This is a genomic window from Stutzerimonas stutzeri (assembly GCF_000219605.1).
In the GTDB taxonomy this organism is placed as follows: domain Bacteria; phylum Pseudomonadota; class Gammaproteobacteria; order Pseudomonadales; family Pseudomonadaceae; genus Stutzerimonas; species Stutzerimonas stutzeri.
Genome location: NC_015740.1, coordinates 56,126 through 71,307 on the forward strand (window position 1 = coordinate 56,126; position 15,182 = coordinate 71,307).

Consider the following 15,182-nt stretch of genomic DNA (forward strand, 5'->3'; position numbering starts at 1 on the left):
AGTTCAGTTGGTCAATTTCGGCGCCCATGGCCATCCGGACTTGCCTCGACCCACTCACCGCACAGGCCATTAGCGCCCGGCCTGATCTGACAGGCCGGGTCGCCTCCGGCAGTGCTGTGTCAGCCGGCCTTGCGGATGCCGTCGGCGAGCAGCTCCATCATCCGGTCGATCTCGGCCTTCTCGACGATCAGCGCCGGCGACAGCGCAATGGTGTCGCCGCTGGCGCGCACCAGCAGACCGTTCTCGAAACACTCGCGGAACACCTCATAACCGCGCTTGCCGACACCATCGGCATGGGCGGCGAACTGGATACCCGCGACCAGCCCGACGGTGCGGATGTCGATCACGTTGGGTAGGTCACGCAGGCTGAACAGCGCCTCCTGCCAGTAGGGCTCCAGGTCGATGGCCTTCTGGAACAGGTTTTCCTGCTGATAGATCTGCTGGGTCGCCAGTGCCGCGGCGCAGGCCACCGGATGCCCGGAGTAGGTGTAGCCGTGGAAGAACTCGATGACGCTTTCCGGTCCCTGCATGAAGGCGTCGTACAGCCGATCGGCGACGAACACCGCACCCATGGGGATCGCGCCGTTGGTCAGGCCCTTGGCACAGGTGAGGATGTCCGGCGTGACGCCCCAGCGCTGCGCGGCGAAGGCTTCGCCGACGCGGCCGAAGCCGGTGATGACCTCATCGAAGATCAGCAGGATGCCGTGCTTGGCGGTGATCTCGCGCAGCCGCTGCAGATAGCCCACCGGCGGCAGGATCACCCCGGCCGAGCCGGACATCGGCTCGACGATCACCGCGGCTATATTCTCCGCGCCATGCAGCGTCACCAGCCGCTCCAGCTCATCGGCGCGCTCCACGCCATGCTGCGGCAGGCCCTTGCTGAAGGCGTTGCGCTGCAGGTCGAGGGTGTGCGGCAGGTGATCGACGCCGGGTAGCATCGGGCCGAAGGCGCGGCGGTTGTTGGCCATGCCACCCACCGACATGCCACCGAAGCCGACGCCGTGATAGGCCAGCTCACGGCCGATCAAGCGGGTACGGCTGCCCTGGCCGATGGCGCGCTGATAGGCCAGGGCGATCTTCAGCGCGGTATCGGCCGATTCCGATCCGGAGTTGGTGAAGAACACCCGGTTCAGTCCCTCGGGGCTGATGGCGGCGAGCGTTTCCGCCAGCTCGAAGGGCAGCGGGTGGCCCATCTGGAAGGTCGGAGCGAAATCCATCCTGGCGATCTGCTTGCTCACCGCCTCGCTGATCTCGCGCCGGCCATGGCCGGCATTGCAGCACCACAGCCCGGCCGTGCCATCGAGCACCTGGCGACCGTCGCTCGCCGTGTAGTACATGCCTTCGGCCCGCTCCAGCAGGCGCGGACTGGCCTTGAACTGGCGATTGGCGGTGAAGGGCATCCAGAAGTGTTCGGGCGAGGTGGCAAAATCCTGGGACATGGGCGAGCTCCGGCGACGAGCGACTATGCTGCGACGGCGCCGCAGCGTTTCGATCGAGTCTATGTTTAATAAAACGAACAAAACAAGGCGCAAAACCGGCCGTTCGTAAAAAATATTGATAGGGTCCGCGCCGCTGGTTTAGGGTGCGTTTTCCATCACCCGAAGACCTGAGAGAGAGGAAGCACCATGCCCAGCCTGACCTTCGCCGATTGGCAACAGCGTGCCCGTGACCTGCGTATCGAAGGTCGCGCCTTTATCCAGGGTGAGTATTGCGCCGCGGCGCAGGGTGGCCAGTTCGACTGCATCAGCCCGGTGGACGGGCGGGTGCTGGCCCAGGTCGCCAGCTGCGACCTGGCCGATGCCGAGCGTGCGGTGGCCAGCGCACGCGCCGCATTCGAGGCAGGCAGCTGGGCGAAGCTGGCGCCGGCCAAGCGCAAGGCGGTGCTGATTCGCTTCGCCGATCTGCTGGAAGCGAACCGCGAGGAGCTGGCCCTGCTGGAGACCCTCGACATGGGCAAGCCGATCGGCGACTCGCTGACGGTGGACATCCCCGGTGCGGCGCGGGCGCTGCGCTGGAGCGGCGAGGCGATCGACAAGATCTACGACGAGGTAGCGGCCACGCCCCACGACCAGCTGGGCCTGGTCACCCGCGAGCCGGTCGGCGTGGTGGCGGCCATCGTGCCGTGGAATTTCCCGCTGATGATGGCCTGCTGGAAGCTCGGCCCGGCACTGGCCACAGGCAACTCGGTGGTGCTCAAGCCGTCCGAGAAGTCGCCGCTGACCGCCATCCGCATCGCCCGGCTGGCGATCGACGCCGGCATTCCGGCCGGCGTGCTCAATGTCCTGCCAGGTTACGGCCACACCGTCGGCAAGGCGCTGGCGCTGCACATGGACGTCGATACCCTGGTCTTTACCGGCTCCACGCGGGTGGCCAAGCAGCTGATGATCTACGCCGGCGAGTCGAACATGAAGCGTGTCTGGCTGGAGGCGGGCGGCAAGAGCCCGAACATCGTCTTCGCCGATGCGCCCGACCTGCAGGCGGCTGCCCAGGCGGCGGCGGGTGCCATCGCCTTCAATCAGGGCGAGGTCTGCACTGCCGGTTCGCGGCTGCTGGTGGAGCGTTCGATCAAGGAGCGCTTCCTGCCCATGGTGGTGGAGGCGCTCAAGGGCTGGAAGCCGGGCAACCCGCTGGACCCTTCGACCAACGTCGGCGCCCTGGTGGACACCCAGCAGCTCAACACCGTGCTCGGCTACATCGACGCCGGGCGCCAGGCCGGCGCGCAGGTGCTGATCGGCGGCCAGCGGACGCTGGAGGAAACCGGCGGGCTGTACGTCGAGCCGACCATCTTCGATGGCGTCGACAATGCGATGAAGATCGCTCAGGAGGAAATCTTTGGCCCGGTGCTCTCGGTGATCAGCTTCGACAGCGCCGAGGAAGCGGTGGCGATCGCCAACGACACGCCCTACGGCCTCGCTGCGGCGGTGTGGACCGCCGACCTGTCCAAGGCGCACCGCACCGCACGGGCGCTGCGCGCCGGCAGTGTGTGGGTCAACCAGTACGACGGCGGCGACATGACCGCGCCGTTCGGCGGCTTCAAGCAGTCCGGCAACGGTCGTGACAAGTCGCTGCATGCCTTCGACAAGTACACCGAGCTCAAGGCGACCTGGATTCAGCTCTGACGGCATCCGGAGGGTGGATGTCGCTTTTTACATCCACCTTGTTGCACAGCCATGGTGGATCGATGAAGCGTGATCCACCCTACGCTCTTTTGGGCGTTCAGCTAGCTTTGTCCCCACTGCCCGCTGCGGCGCATCACGCCCCACTGGTGTTTGCGCCGCGAGAACCACTGCCAGAGACCGCGGCAGCGCCAGACGGTATTCAGCTGGCGGTAGCCGAAGTTCTCCAGCACGGCCATCAGAAACAGCTGCAGCATGTCGCGTCGACGGCTGTAGACGCGGAAGGACATGGTTTCCAGCAGCAGGCCGTTGACTGACAGCAGAATGCCCATGCCGATCGCCACCAGCAGGAAGGCGGCCAGCGCCGCGTAGGACACCGCGCCGAAGGCGAAGCCCGCCAGCATGAAGCCGTAGCCCACCAGTTCGATCAGCGGGCCGATCCACTCAAACAGCGCCATGAACGGCCAGGCCAGCCAGCCGGGCGTGCCGCCACGCAAGCTGAAGGCCAGGCGGGCATGACGCCCGAGGCTTTCGGCCAGGCCGCGCTGCCAGCGGCTGCGCTGCCGGCCGAGGGTACCGAGGTCTTCCGGGCATTCGGTCCAGCAGATCGGGTCCGGCAGGTAGCGGATGCGGTAGGGGATGCGCTTTTCGCGGTGATAACGGTGCAGCCGCACCACCAGCTCCATGTCCTCGCCGACCGTATCGGTGCGATAGCCGCCGACCGCCATCACCCGCTCGCGATCGAATAGGCCGAAGGCGCCGGAGATGATCAGCACGGCATTGAGCGGCGACCAGCCGAGGCGGCCGAACAGAAAGGCGCGCAGGTAGTCGACGATCTGGAAGCGCGCCAGCCAGTTGCGTGGCAGCCCGGCCTGGATCAGGAAGCCGCCACGCACTTGCGAGCCATTGGCGATGCGCACCGTGCCGCCCGCGGCAATGGTGCGCTCGTCCTCGAGGAAGGGCTGGACCACGCGCAACAGGCTGTCGCGCTGCAGGATGGAGTCGGCGTCGACGCCACAGAACAGTCCGTAGCGCGCGGCATTGATACCGGCATTCAACGCATCGGCCTTGCCGCCGTTGGCCTTGTCGACCACGCGCAGGTTGGCGTAGCGGCGCGAGCGATAGATGGCCTGCACCGGTTGGTGGGCGACGGCCTGGCGCAACGGCTCGGGGTGCGGCACCAGGTCGAATTCCTCGATCAGCACGGCCAGGGTGCGGTCCTTCGAACCGTCGTTGATCACCACGATCTCGAATTCGGGGTACTGCAGCTGCAGCATCGAGCGAACCGAGGTGCGGATCGTCGCCTCTTCGTTGAAGGCCGGCATGAGCACCGACACCGGCGGTTCGACGCCGAGATAAGGCGCCAGCTCGCCGGTTTCTGCGCGCTGGCGGATGTAACCCATCAGGCTGCCCATCGACAGCAGGTTGAGCAGCAGGTACATGCCGTTGAGCAGCAAAAAATAGAGGATGAAGGCGACCTGCAGCCACCACAGCCAGTCGACCGTCACCGGCGCACCTCCGCGATGGCCCGGCGCAGGGCGTCCCTGCCGTAGCGGTCGTGCACCTGCTCGAGCAGCTGCTGCAGCGCGTCCGGGGATGCGCCGGGCAACGTCGCCAGGCTGTCGGCGGCGGCCTGGCGCACCCACCAGCTGCGGTCGGCGAGCAGCGGCAGGAACAGCTCGCTGTCTTCCCGACGTGCCTGCTTGTGCAGCGCCAGCAGGGCGGCCAGGCGCACGCCCTCCTGCTCGTGGCCGAGGGCGCGCAGCAGGCGCGGGCGGTCGCGTGGGTCGCCAAGCTCGCTGAGGCAGCGCAGCGCCACCTGCAGCTGCTCGACAGGCGCCCCCTGGTCCAGCCGTGCCCGCGCCCAGGGCGCGGCATGGCGCGGGTCGCCATGCACCAGCAGGCCGACCAGTCGCTCGCGGCGCGGGTCTGGCGAGCTGGACAGCACGATCAGTAGCGGCGTGGTCACTGCCTGCTCACCGGCCTGCTGGCACAGGCTGACCAGGCGCGGCAACGCCCAGTCGGGGCGTTCCACTGCCGCTGGCAGGATCAGCTGCATGGCCTTTGCCGGGTCCATGGCCACCAGCGTCTGCGCGGCGGCCAGGGCGACGATGGCGTTGCGGCTGAGCAATAGCGGCTGCACCGCGTCCCAATGGGTGGGGTCGGCCAGATGGCGCAGGCAGGTGAGGCCGATCAGCTTGCTGCGCACCCGCCCCCGTAACAGGAGCAGCGCCTGACGATCCATCCCCAAGGCGACCAGTGCGCGGTTCATGCGCTCGCGGGCGGCGCCGCGCAACTGCAGCTGGGTGCGGTTCCACTGCAGCAGAAACCAGAGCTGATGCCGCCGCGGCAGCGACGCGTGGGATGTCGGCACGTCATCGCTGAGGCTGCAGAGGGCGAAGTAGGGGCGCCACTGTTCGTTGAACTGCTGCCGGCGCACCGCTCGCCGGCGCGACAGTTCGCCGAGCAGCAGCACCTGCAGCAGCACCAGCAGCGTCAGCGCCCCGAGGCCGAAGGCGCAGTACAGCGCCAGCTGCAACATGCGGTCTTCCGGCCAGACGTGCAGCCAGAGCCTGGCGGGCGCCTCGCACAGCCAGGGAGGGCACCCGGCCAGCAGGTCAGAACGCATGGCGCAGGCCGATCTGCAGCCACTGTCGGTCGTAGTAGCTGCCCTGCTGGTGATAGCCGACTTCCCAGCTCAGCGCCCAGCGGCTGTCGAACCAGTGACGGCCCTGCAGGCTGATGGCGCGCACGTCGCTGGTGATCAGCTGCTGCTCTTCCACCGCTTCTTCCTCGCCCACGGTCAAGCGCAGGCCGGCGTAGCTCAGCCCCCGGTAGTAGTAGTCCAGCGCCAGGTCGTGGCCGATCGGCGTGCCGGCGTTGGCCACGTCGGTCACGTTCAGGGTGTAGCCGGCGCGCCAGGCGTTCCAGTAACGCTCGGCGCTCAGCGCAAGGCGGTCGACGCGGGTGGTCTCGTACTCGGTGCGGCGAACGCTGACGGCACCGAGGTAGCCGTCCGGCAGGCGCCGTTGCAGGCGCAGATCGGCATGCCACTCCGGCAGGAAATAGGGTGAAGGCTGATAGCCGACCTCCGGCTGCAGCGTCCAGTTGTCGTCGAGCGGAATCACCGCGCCGGCCTCGACGCCTTCGTCCCATTCGCCGAAGCGTTGCTCACGCAGCAGCGCACCGTACCAGCCAAGGCTTTCCGGCCGGGTCGAGGTGTAATCCAGGCGCTGGCTGCGCCAGTTGTCGAAGCCGCTGTCCAGCCAGTCCTGACGCGCCGAGATCTCCAGCTCGTGACGGCGCTTGGTCGCGGCGGTCGTCACGGGTACCGGGGCGGTCGCCGTGGTGGGCACGGCCAGCGCGGCGCGTGCCTGCTGGATCACCTGCTGCACCTCGGCGTAGTCCGGCGCGATCCTGGCGGCCCGTTCCAACGACGCCAGCGCGCGTTGCGGGCGCCCGGCCCAGAGCAGCGCCTGGCCCTCGCCGAGCAGGTAGTCGGCATTGTCCGGCTGCTGGCGCAGCAAGCGCTGGTAGATCGGCAAGGCCTGTTCCGGCCGGCCCTGCCAGCTCAACACCCGGGCCAGCAGGAACTGCGCGTCGGCGTCTTCCGGGTGCTGCGCCAGGTGTGCGCGCAGGGTCGCTTCGGCAGCGTCCAGTTGCTGCGCCTGCACCTGTCGCTCGGCCGTGGCGATATCCGCCAAAGCCGTGGTGCAGGGTATCGCCAGGGCAAGCAGCAGCAGCGCGCGCTTCACCGGCGCCCCCTCAGCAGGCGACGAATGCGTGCCAGCAGTTCCTCCGGCTGGAAGGGTTTGGTCACGTAGTCGTCGGCGCCCAGTTCCAGCGCGCGGACGATATCCACCTCGCGTGCCTTGGCGGTCAGCATCAGCACCGGCACGCTTTCCCAGCCGGCCTGTGCCCGTAACCGTTCGATCAACTCCAGGCCGTCGTGATAGGGCAGCATGATGTCCATCAGGGTCAGGTCCGGTGGGGCGGCCTGGGCGAAGTGGTCGAGCGCCTGGCGGCCATCGGCGGCATGGTCGACGACGAAACCGTGGCGTTCGAGCATGTAACGTATGAGGAAGGCGATGTCTTCTTCGTCTTCCACCATGAGGATGCGCTTGCTGGCGGATTCGCTCATGCATGAACCTCGTCAGAGTGAGTGTGGCCCGGTGGCCAGTGCTGCAACAGGTGCTGAATCAGCCTGGCCAGCTCGTCGCCGTCGTGACGGGACTTGACCAGCTGGCGCAGCGCCAGGCGGTTGTCCTGGATCGGGGTGTCGAGCGCGGAGAAGATGATCACCGGTGGGGGCGGAATGCTCTGCGCCAGCTGGTCGAACAGCTCGGTGCCGTCGCCGTCGGGCAGCATCAGGTCGATGATGGCGAGATCGAAGGGCTGCGCGCTGATCAGCTGACGCGCCTCCTGCAGGGTGGCGGCGCCGGCCAGCTCGACGTCGAGCATGGCGATCTGCCTGGCCAGCAGTACGCGCAGGTCGTCGTCGTCCTCCACGTGCAGGATGCGCGGTTTCGACCCGCCGAGCTGCAGGCAGGCGCGAATCACCTCCATGACGCGGGAGGGGTCGATCGGCTTGTGCAGCCAGTCGATCACGCCTACCGCACCGCCGCGGAGCAGGCCATCATCCTCATCCCGGCGCTGCGGCTGCACGCTGACGATCAGCACCGGCAGGTTGCGGTAGTGGTGTTGGCTGCGCAGGCTCTGCAGGAAGGCCACGCTGTTCTCGTCGTCCAGCGCCGGGCTGAGGGTCAGCGCCTGGACGCGGTGCTGGCCGAGCAGTTCGCGTGCTTCGGCGGCAGCATGGGCGATCAGCGTGGCATAGCCGTGCTGGTGCAGCGCCTCGGCCAGCTGCTCGGCGGCGTGGCAATCGGGTTCGAGGATCAGAATAAGGGGCGTCTGCTGCGGCGCCGAGCCGAGGCTGAGTGGCTGCGCCGGTGCCTGCGGCTGGAGCGGCTGGGCGTGTTCCTCCAGCGGCAGCTGCAGCCAGAAGCGCGTGCCCTGGTCCGGCTGGCAATCGAAGCCGATCTTGCCGTTCATCTGCTGGACCAGCGAGCGGGTAATGGCCAGCCCCAGCCCGGTACCGCCGCGCTGACGGGCATCGGACGAATCGGCCTGGGCGAAGCGCTCGAAGATGCTCGAGCGGAAGGCTTCCGGTATGCCGGGCCCGCGATCCTGCACCCCGATTTCGAGCCTTTCGCCGCTGCGTCGCAGGTCGACCGTCACGCGTCCGCCGGCCGGGGAATGCTTGATCGCGTTGGACAGTAGATTGGCCATCACCTGAGCGAAGCGGTCAGGGTCGAGGGTTGCTTCACTGGAGGCCAGCTCGGGGGCGTCGAGGAATTCCAGGGTGACGCCGTAGTCCTGCCCGTACGGCGTGATGTCCGACAGCGCCTGCTGGACGAGCGGCCGCACGTCGTGCCGGCCCAGGTTGAACGCCAGACGGCCCGCTTCCAGCTTCTCGATATCGAGGATGTCGTTGATCAGGCGCACCAGCCGCTCGCTGTTCTTGTGGGCGATGGTCAGCAGCGGACGGGCCTCGTCGCTGAGCTGCCCGGCGATACCGCCGATCAGCATGCCGAGCGCGCCGCGAATGGCGGTCAGTGGGGTACGTAGCTCGTGGCTGACGGTGGAGATGAATTCGGTCTTCATCTGCTCCATGCGCCGGCGCAGGGAGACGTCCACCGCCACCGTGACCACATGGCAGGTGCGCGCGGAGATGCGCAGCGGTCGCTTGACCACCTGGAACCAATGCTCGGTGCCGTGGGCGTCGGTCAGGGCGACCTCGGTGGTGCGCAGCTCCCCGCTGCTGCTCGCCAGGGCCGCCAGTTCGTCGTCGCCCAGCAGCAGCGGTCGCAGCAGGCGAGCGGAAGGCACCTCGTCGGGGTGGCGCTGCTCGATATCCTGCGGACGCACGTCGAGCAGGGCGGAGAGCGCGGTGTTGCAGAGCAGGAAGCGGCCCTGGGCGTCGCGGACGAAGATGAGGTTGTCGTCGGTGTCCACCACCCGGCGCAGGAACAACTGCTGGTCGTGGAGGCTGTCACGGCTGCGCTGCAGCTCGCTGATGTCCCGCGCGATCGCCAGGTGGTCGCCCAGCCCGGTGGGCATCAGGCGAACCTCGAAGGTGCGCCGGGTCTGCACCTCGCACCAGGTGTTCTGCCGCAGACCGCTGTCTTCGTGCTGCTGGAGCAGGTCGTGCAGCAGGGGTTCGATGGCCGCGGGCTGGGGCGCCCGGCGAGCCGTTCCCGCGGCTAGGCTGGATATCTGCTGTCGGTGGTCCACCGCATAGAGGTAATCCGGAATGGCCTGCAGCAGCGCTCCGAGCCGAGCCTCGCCTGCCTGCGCCGCGCCGGCCAGCTGCTGGCGGATGCGCAGATTACAGTGTACCGCCCAGAAGGCGATGAGAAGCAGCGCGACCACCACCAGGCTGCCGATGAGGGCCAGACGTTGGGCGCGCTCGGTCGTCTGGGCAACGGCGCTGCTGGCTGCTTTCAGCTCGCGCCGCTCCTGTTGTTCCACTGCGTTGAGCAGCGCCCGCAGGCGATCCATCAGCAGGTTGCCGCCGGCGCCGCGCAAGCGCTCGGCGGCCGCCTGCAGGCCGGCGTCGCGGCGCGCCTGGACATTGCCGGCAGCCACCTGCAGGCGTTCGGCAATGGTTGCATCCAGCGTGCGGAACCAGCGCTGGTCGGGATAGCTGCGGCCTTCGACCAGTTGTTCCAGGCTCCGCCGATAGCCCTCCAGCTGATTCAGGCCGCGCTCGTAGGGTTCGAGGTAGCTGGCATCGCCGGTCAGGATGAAACCGCGCGAGCCGGTTTCGATGTCCTGCAGGGAGGAGAGGATGGCCTGGACCGAGGGTGATGACCTCCAGGCTATGGCTGACGGCCCGATTGGTCTGCAGCAGCGTTTCCTGGGTTCGCTTGCCCTGCCAGCCGAGGGCGGCGAGCAGCGCGAACGCAGCCAGAAATGCGATTGAATGCCAACCGATCGCGAGTCTTGCGGGCAAACCGGACTCCTGCCGCGGGGGAGACTGCATGGAACCCTGGCCGCCGCGCGATAGCGGAAACACCGGGACTCCCGAATACAGTCAGACCCCACAGACGCGGAGCGGTTCGCGACGAACGGTAGCGCCCTCAGCGCCCGGCGACCTGCACCTGATTACGGCCCTGGTGCTTGGCCAGGTACAGCGCCTGGTCGGCGCTCCAGCAGGACGCTGGCGGCGCTGTGCTCATCGGTTTCGCAGATGCCGGCGCTGAAGGTGACGCGAAACTCCTGATGGTCGCCCGCATTGAAGGTCAGGGCGGCGAAGCGCACGCGGACCTCGTCGAAGATGCGCCTGGCCTGCAGCGCGCTGCATTCCGGCAGTACCGCGACGAACTCCTCGCCGCCGTAGCGGCCGAGGCTATCGATGCGACGCAGGCGCTGGCGCAGCAGGTTGGCCAGGGCGCGGATCACGTTGTCGCCGGCGGCGTGCCCATAGGTGTCGTTGACCTGCTTGAAATGGTCGAGGTCGAGCATCACCACGCTTGCCGGTTTGCCGCTGCGGCTGCTGCGCTGCACCTCCAGTGCCAGCTGTTCCTTAATGTCGGCGTGCTTGAGCAGGCCGGTCAGGCTGTCGCGGGCCAGCGCGGTGCTCAGCGAGCGGGCACGCTGGGCATGCGAATAGACGCCGGCCACCAGCGCGCTGTCGCTGATCGGCTTGGTGATGAAATCGTCGCCGGCCTTGAGCAGGGCGGCCATCTGCCGGTGGGTGTCGGTTTCCGCCGACAGGTAGATGATCGTCACCCGCAGCCACTCGTCATGCAGGCGGATCATCTGCGCCAGCTCCGGGCCCGAGCATTCCGGCATGTTGACGTCCAGCAGCACGACCTCGGGGTTGAAGCTGCGCATGGCGTCCAGCACGCGGGTCGGTTCGGTGAGGGTCTGCACCTGCATCTGCGCGTTGCGCAGCACCAGGCTGTAGCGCGCCGCCAGCTCGGCGTCGTCGTCGACGATCAGCACACGGAAGGGCTCGCCCTGCTGGCGGTCGAGGCAGCGCTCCAGGCTGTTTTCCAGCTGAGTGATGTCCAGCGGGCGGACGAAGAAGCCCTGGGCACCGGCGCGCACCGCAGCCAGCTGGCTGGCGAAGTCGTTGCGATCGTGGATCACCAGCAGCGGCAGGGGTTGCTCCAGGCTCTGCTGCAGCGCGGCCAGTGCATCGAACTCGCCTTCATGTTCGATGCCGACGATCAGCGCATCGGGCAGCTCGTTGGCCAGGGCCTGCTCGAGTGCGGCGAAATCATGCCACTGGCTGACCATGTAGCCGAAGTTGCGCAGGGTCACCGCCATGCTGGTGGCGGCGATCGGGTCGCGCTTCATCAGGTAGATGCGGCAGCCCGGCGCCGGCTCTTCGTGGTGCACCGGCAGCGCCGCTGCGCCTTCGCGCTCCTGCCCGGGTGTCTCGCTGGCCAGTTGCAGCAGGGCGGCGGCGAAGGCATCGGCGGCGCGGCTGCCGGGCTTGGCCGAGTCCAGCCAGCGCTCGGCGCGCTGTTCGAGCTGCCGGGCGTTGTCCCCGAGGCTGTCGAAACCGAAGGTCCCGGCCGCGCCCGCCAGGCGATGGAGTCGCTCGCGCACGCTCAGCATCAGCTGGCGGCGGCTGCCGGTGGCGCGGGTCTGCTGCAGGTCACGGGCGAGCGTTGCCAGTTCTGCCAGGTCCGCCTGCAGGCGTTCGCCAAACTGCTGCTCAAGCTGGGTGAGCTGTTCCTGCAGCGCCAGGCGGGCACGCTCATCCATGCTCGGCCTCCCACACCTGCTGCAGCTGGGAGGCCAGCTGCAGGGGGTCGAAGGGTTTGTTCAACACCTGGCGCACACCGAGCTGGCGCAGCTCCTGCAGCCGCTCGGGCTGCAGATGGCCGGTGAGAAAGACCACCGGAATCTGCTGCAGGTCCACCAGATCGCCGAGTTGGCGGACCAGCTCGATGCCATCCATCTGCGGCAGCATCACATCGAGCAGGATCAGGTCGGGGGCGAACGCCTGAACCTGGTCCAGGGCCGCCTGTCCGGACGGACAGCTGAGCACCTCGAAGCCGCCGATCTTTTCCAGGGCGATGCGCGTCACCACCTGAATGGAAGGAACGTCCTCGACGTGCAGGATGCGCTTGAGCTGTCTGTTCACGAACTCTCCTTGGTCTCGCCCCGGACGGGCAGCTCGAACCAGAAGCAGGCGCCCTGGCCGGGTGCGGATTCGAAGCCGATCTGTCCGCCCATGTGCTCGATCAGCTCCTTGCTGATCGCCAGACCGAGGCCGGTGCCGCCCTGCTGGCGGCTGTCGGACGAATCGGCCTGGGCGAACTTCTGGAATACCCGTTCACGGAATTCGTCGGAAATGCCTGGGCCCCGGTCTCGGACGCTGACCCGCACATGGCCGTCACGCATGCGGGCCGACAGTTCGACCTGCTCGCCGGGCGGCGAAAACTTCGCGGCGTTCGACAGCAGGTTGCTCAGCACCTGCTGCAGGCGCATGGCGTCGATTTCCACCTGCACCGCCGGGCAGTCGCCCAGGCGCAGCTGCACGCCATGGCGTTCGGCGTAGCTGCCATTACTGCGCAGGGCCAGCTCCAGCTGCGGCAGTAGCGGCTGCTCGAGCAGGTCGAAGCGCATCTTGCCGGCGTGCAGCTTGTCCATGTCCAGCAGGTCGTCGATCAGTGCCCCGAGGCGCTGGCTGTTCTGCTGGGCGATGTCCAGCAGCTCGCGCATCTGCCCGGGAACCTCGCCCATGACATTGGAGCAGACCAGCGCCAGCGCGCCGGTGATGGAGGTCAGCGGCGTGCGCAGCTCGTGGCTGACCGTGGAGATGAATTCGCGCTGCAGACGCTCGATGCGCTTGCGCTCGGTGATGTCGTGCAGCACGGCGACAGCGCCCAGCAGCTGGCCATCGGAGGTGTACAGCGGATCGGCGTTGGACAGCACATGGCGCGGCGTGCCCTGGCTGAGCAGGACCATCTCGTGATCGATCACGTGTTCGCCGCCAAGGGCGCGGCGCAGCGGGATCTCTTCCGGCTGCAGCGGCGTGACGCCATCGGCCCGGTACAGCTGGTAATGGCTGGCCCATTCGTCCGGTGACACCGGCGCGGCATCGGCGCCGTGCCATTGCTTGGCCTTCTCGTTGAACAGGGTCAGATTGCCCTCGGCGTCGCAGGCGATCACCGCCTCGCTCAACGCTTCGAGCAGACGCCGGTTCATTTCCTGCTGCTTGTCCAGCTCCAGCTGCTCGGCCTTGCGTGCGGTGATGTCGGTGACGAAACCGTGCCAGAGCACCGAGCCATCGACCTGGCGCAGCGGTGTGGCGCGCGCCTCGACCCAGATCAGGCCCTTGCGTGGGTGGTCGACGCGGTGCTCGCTGTGCCACGGCGTGAGCTCGGCGGCGGCCTTGCGGATGCTGCTCAGCAGGGTGCTGCGATCGAGTGCGTGCACGCGCCCGACGATGGGCGCGAAGCTGCTGGCCAGCTGCCCCGGGCTGAGGCCGTAGATCTGCTCGACCCCTTCGCTGACGTAGGGAAAGCAGGAGCTGCCGTTGCCGCGCCAGTGAAACTGGAAAAGCATGCCCGGCACCTGCGCGGCGATCTGCTGCAGGCGCAGCTGCAGTTGTTCCTGGTAGGCCAGGTCGTAGGCGTTGATCAGGTAGCCACGCAGCTGTTCCTGTTCATCGTGGATGGCGGTGACGCCCAGCAGCACCGGCACTTCGCTGCCGCTCTGGTGGCGCAGGCGCCACTCGGACATCTCCCGGCGGCCAAGGTGCAGCGGCGCGGTGAGCACTGCGAATCCCGCTTCCACCGGCATCTCGAGTTCGCTGGAGAGCAGCTTGGCGCGCCGCTCCAGCGCTTCGTGGCGAAAGAGGGCAGTGGTCAGCGGGTGGCCGGCCAGCGCCTGCTCGCTGTAGCCGAGCAGGCGTTCGGCGGTCGGGTTGACGCTGGTGACGATGCCGTCCGGGCGGGTGATCAGCACGGCGCTGGAGGCGCTGTCGAGGATCGCCTGCTGCAATGCCGCCTGCTCGGCATGCCGGTGCGCCAGCAGGTGCTGCTCGAACAGGCGGATCACCTGGCGGCCCAGGCGTTCTAGGGTTTCCCGCTGTTCGCTGCTCAGCCGCCGCGGCTTGCGGTCGATGACGCACAGCGTGCCGAGGTTGTGGCCGTCCGGCGAGGTCAGCGGCGTACCGGCGTAGAAGCGGATGTGCGGATCGCCCTGCACCAGCGGGTTGTCGCGAAAGCGCGGATCCTGCAGCGCGTCGGGTACCTCGAAGATCTGCTCGCCGGTGATGGTGTAGGTGCAGAAGGAGATGTCACGCGGGGTTTCGCTGACGTCCAGGCCGACCCGGCTCTTGAACCACTGGCGGCGGTCATCGACCAGCGAGATCAGTGCAATCGGGGTGTCGCACATCTGCGCGGCCAGCGCGGTGAAGTCGTCGAAGGCGCTTTCTTCGGGCGTATCGAGGATTTCGTAACGCAGCAGGGCCGCCAGGCGCGAGAGTTCGCGTGGCTGCGCGGCGGATGGCATCGGCGCCGGGATTGCTTGCGGTGACTCCATCGTCGGTGCCTTGCTGGTTCGGTGAGTGGCGCACGAGCGGACAGCGTGTCGCGTCCCGGCGGATGTGCTCAGGGCCTTAGTATCGGCCAGTCAGCCAAATGCTGCGAATCTGCCCGGCCAGCTGCATCGGGTCGAAAGGTTTGACAATCACGTCGCGCGCGCCGAGCTTGCGCAGGTGCTCGATCTCGCCCGGCTGAACCTTGGCCGTCATGAATGTTACCGGAATCCGCTCCAGGTCGATTCGCTCGCGCAGCTTGAGCAGCGTCTGCGGGCCGTCCATGCCGGGCATCATCACGTCCAGCAGGATGAAGTCGGGCGCAAACGCCTCGACTTCTTCCAGCGCCTGGGCGCCGGACGAGCAGGACAGCACCTCGTAGCCGCCGATGGCTTCCAGGGCCAGTTTGGTCACGGCCTGGATCGACGGGTCGTCTTCGACATGCAGGATGCGCCTGAGCTCTGCCATTGTGCCTCCGGGGGGTCGGTTTGCCTGTGCGT

9 protein-coding genes and 2 pseudogenes are annotated in these 15,182 nt (G+C 67.7%); 1 reads left to right on the forward strand and 10 read right to left on the reverse strand.

Annotation, left to right across the window (positions count from 1 at the left end):
• Positions 1–119: 119 nt before the first annotated feature.
• The gene (gene aptA, locus PSTAB_RS00265) at positions 120–1,439 is read right to left on the reverse strand and encodes an omega-aminotransferase AptA (protein WP_013981216.1); all 1,320 of its coding nucleotides are present in this window, start codon (positions 1,437–1,439) and stop codon (positions 120–122) included.
• A gap of 186 nt (positions 1,440–1,625) precedes the next feature.
• On the opposite strand from aptA, the gene PSTAB_RS00270 reads away from it, so the two are divergent.
• Positions 1,626–3,119 carry an aldehyde dehydrogenase gene (locus PSTAB_RS00270; protein WP_013981217.1) on the forward strand — a complete coding sequence of 498 codons (1,494 nt, stop codon included), beginning with the start codon at positions 1,626–1,628 and terminating at the stop codon, positions 3,117–3,119.
• Positions 3,120–3,220: 101 nt separating this feature from the next.
• Here the strand turns inward: PSTAB_RS00270 and PSTAB_RS00275 are convergent, their stop codons facing one another.
• The 9 genes and pseudogenes from PSTAB_RS00275 to PSTAB_RS00315 form a co-directional block, all read right to left on the reverse strand.
• On the reverse strand, positions 3,221–4,624 hold the full coding sequence (locus PSTAB_RS00275; protein WP_013981218.1) for a glycosyltransferase family 2 protein: 1,404 nt from the start codon (positions 4,622–4,624) through the stop codon (positions 3,221–3,223).
• Positions 4,621–5,745: a HEAT repeat domain-containing protein gene (locus PSTAB_RS00280; protein ID WP_041771605.1), complete on the reverse strand. Its 1,125-nt coding sequence runs from the start codon at positions 5,743–5,745 to the stop codon at positions 4,621–4,623. Before PSTAB_RS00280 ends, PSTAB_RS00275 begins: the two co-directional genes overlap by 4 nt.
• Positions 5,735–6,871, reverse strand: a complete 1,137-nt coding sequence (locus PSTAB_RS00285; protein ID WP_013981220.1) for a YaiO family outer membrane beta-barrel protein — start codon at positions 6,869–6,871, stop codon at positions 5,735–5,737. The genes PSTAB_RS00280 and PSTAB_RS00285 overlap by 11 nt, the downstream gene beginning before the upstream one ends.
• On the reverse strand, positions 6,868–7,257 hold the full coding sequence (locus PSTAB_RS00290; RefSeq protein ID WP_011911301.1) for a response regulator transcription factor: 390 nt from the start codon (positions 7,255–7,257) through the stop codon (positions 6,868–6,870). Before PSTAB_RS00290 ends, PSTAB_RS00285 begins: the two co-directional genes overlap by 4 nt.
• Positions 7,254–10,131: pseudogene (locus tag PSTAB_RS00295) on the reverse strand (CHASE3 domain-containing protein). Before PSTAB_RS00295 ends, PSTAB_RS00290 begins: the two are co-directional and overlap by 4 nt.
• Positions 10,132–10,258: 127 nt before the next feature.
• Positions 10,259–11,897 (reverse strand): annotated as a pseudogene (locus tag PSTAB_RS00300) (diguanylate cyclase).
• Entirely contained in the window at positions 11,890–12,279 is a 390-nt protein-coding gene (locus tag PSTAB_RS00305; RefSeq protein WP_003282388.1) for a response regulator, read from the reverse strand. Before PSTAB_RS00305 ends, PSTAB_RS00300 begins: the two are co-directional and overlap by 8 nt.
• Positions 12,276–14,687: a PAS domain S-box protein gene (locus PSTAB_RS00310; protein ID WP_013981223.1), complete on the reverse strand. Its 2,412-nt coding sequence runs from the start codon at positions 14,685–14,687 to the stop codon at positions 12,276–12,278. Before PSTAB_RS00310 ends, PSTAB_RS00305 begins: the two co-directional genes overlap by 4 nt.
• 76 nt (positions 14,688–14,763) lie before the next feature.
• Positions 14,764–15,150 carry a response regulator gene (locus PSTAB_RS00315; protein WP_011911305.1) on the reverse strand — a complete coding sequence of 129 codons (387 nt, stop codon included), beginning with the start codon at positions 15,148–15,150 and terminating at the stop codon, positions 14,764–14,766.
• Positions 15,151–15,182: the final 32 nt, after the last annotated feature.

What these genes read in the sequence shown, in the direction of transcription:
- aptA (WP_013981216.1), bottom strand. Translation starts at nt 1,439, where the DNA reads ATGTCCCAGGATTTTGCCACCTCGCCCGAACACTTCTGGATGCCCTTC.
- PSTAB_RS00270 (WP_013981217.1), top strand. Translation starts at nt 1,626, where the DNA reads ATGCCCAGCCTGACCTTCGCCGATTGGCAACAGCGTGCCCGTGACCTG.
- PSTAB_RS00280 (WP_041771605.1), bottom strand. Translation starts at nt 5,745, where the DNA reads ATGCGTTCTGACCTGCTGGCCGGGTGCCCTCCCTGGCTGTGCGAGGCG.
- PSTAB_RS00290 (WP_011911301.1), bottom strand. Translation starts at nt 7,257, where the DNA reads ATGAGCGAATCCGCCAGCAAGCGCATCCTCATGGTGGAAGACGAAGAA.
- PSTAB_RS00310 (WP_013981223.1), bottom strand. Translation starts at nt 14,687, where the DNA reads ATGGAGTCACCGCAAGCAATCCCGGCGCCGATGCCATCCGCCGCGCAG.
- PSTAB_RS00315 (WP_011911305.1), bottom strand. Translation starts at nt 15,150, where the DNA reads ATGGCAGAGCTCAGGCGCATCCTGCATGTCGAAGACGACCCGTCGATC.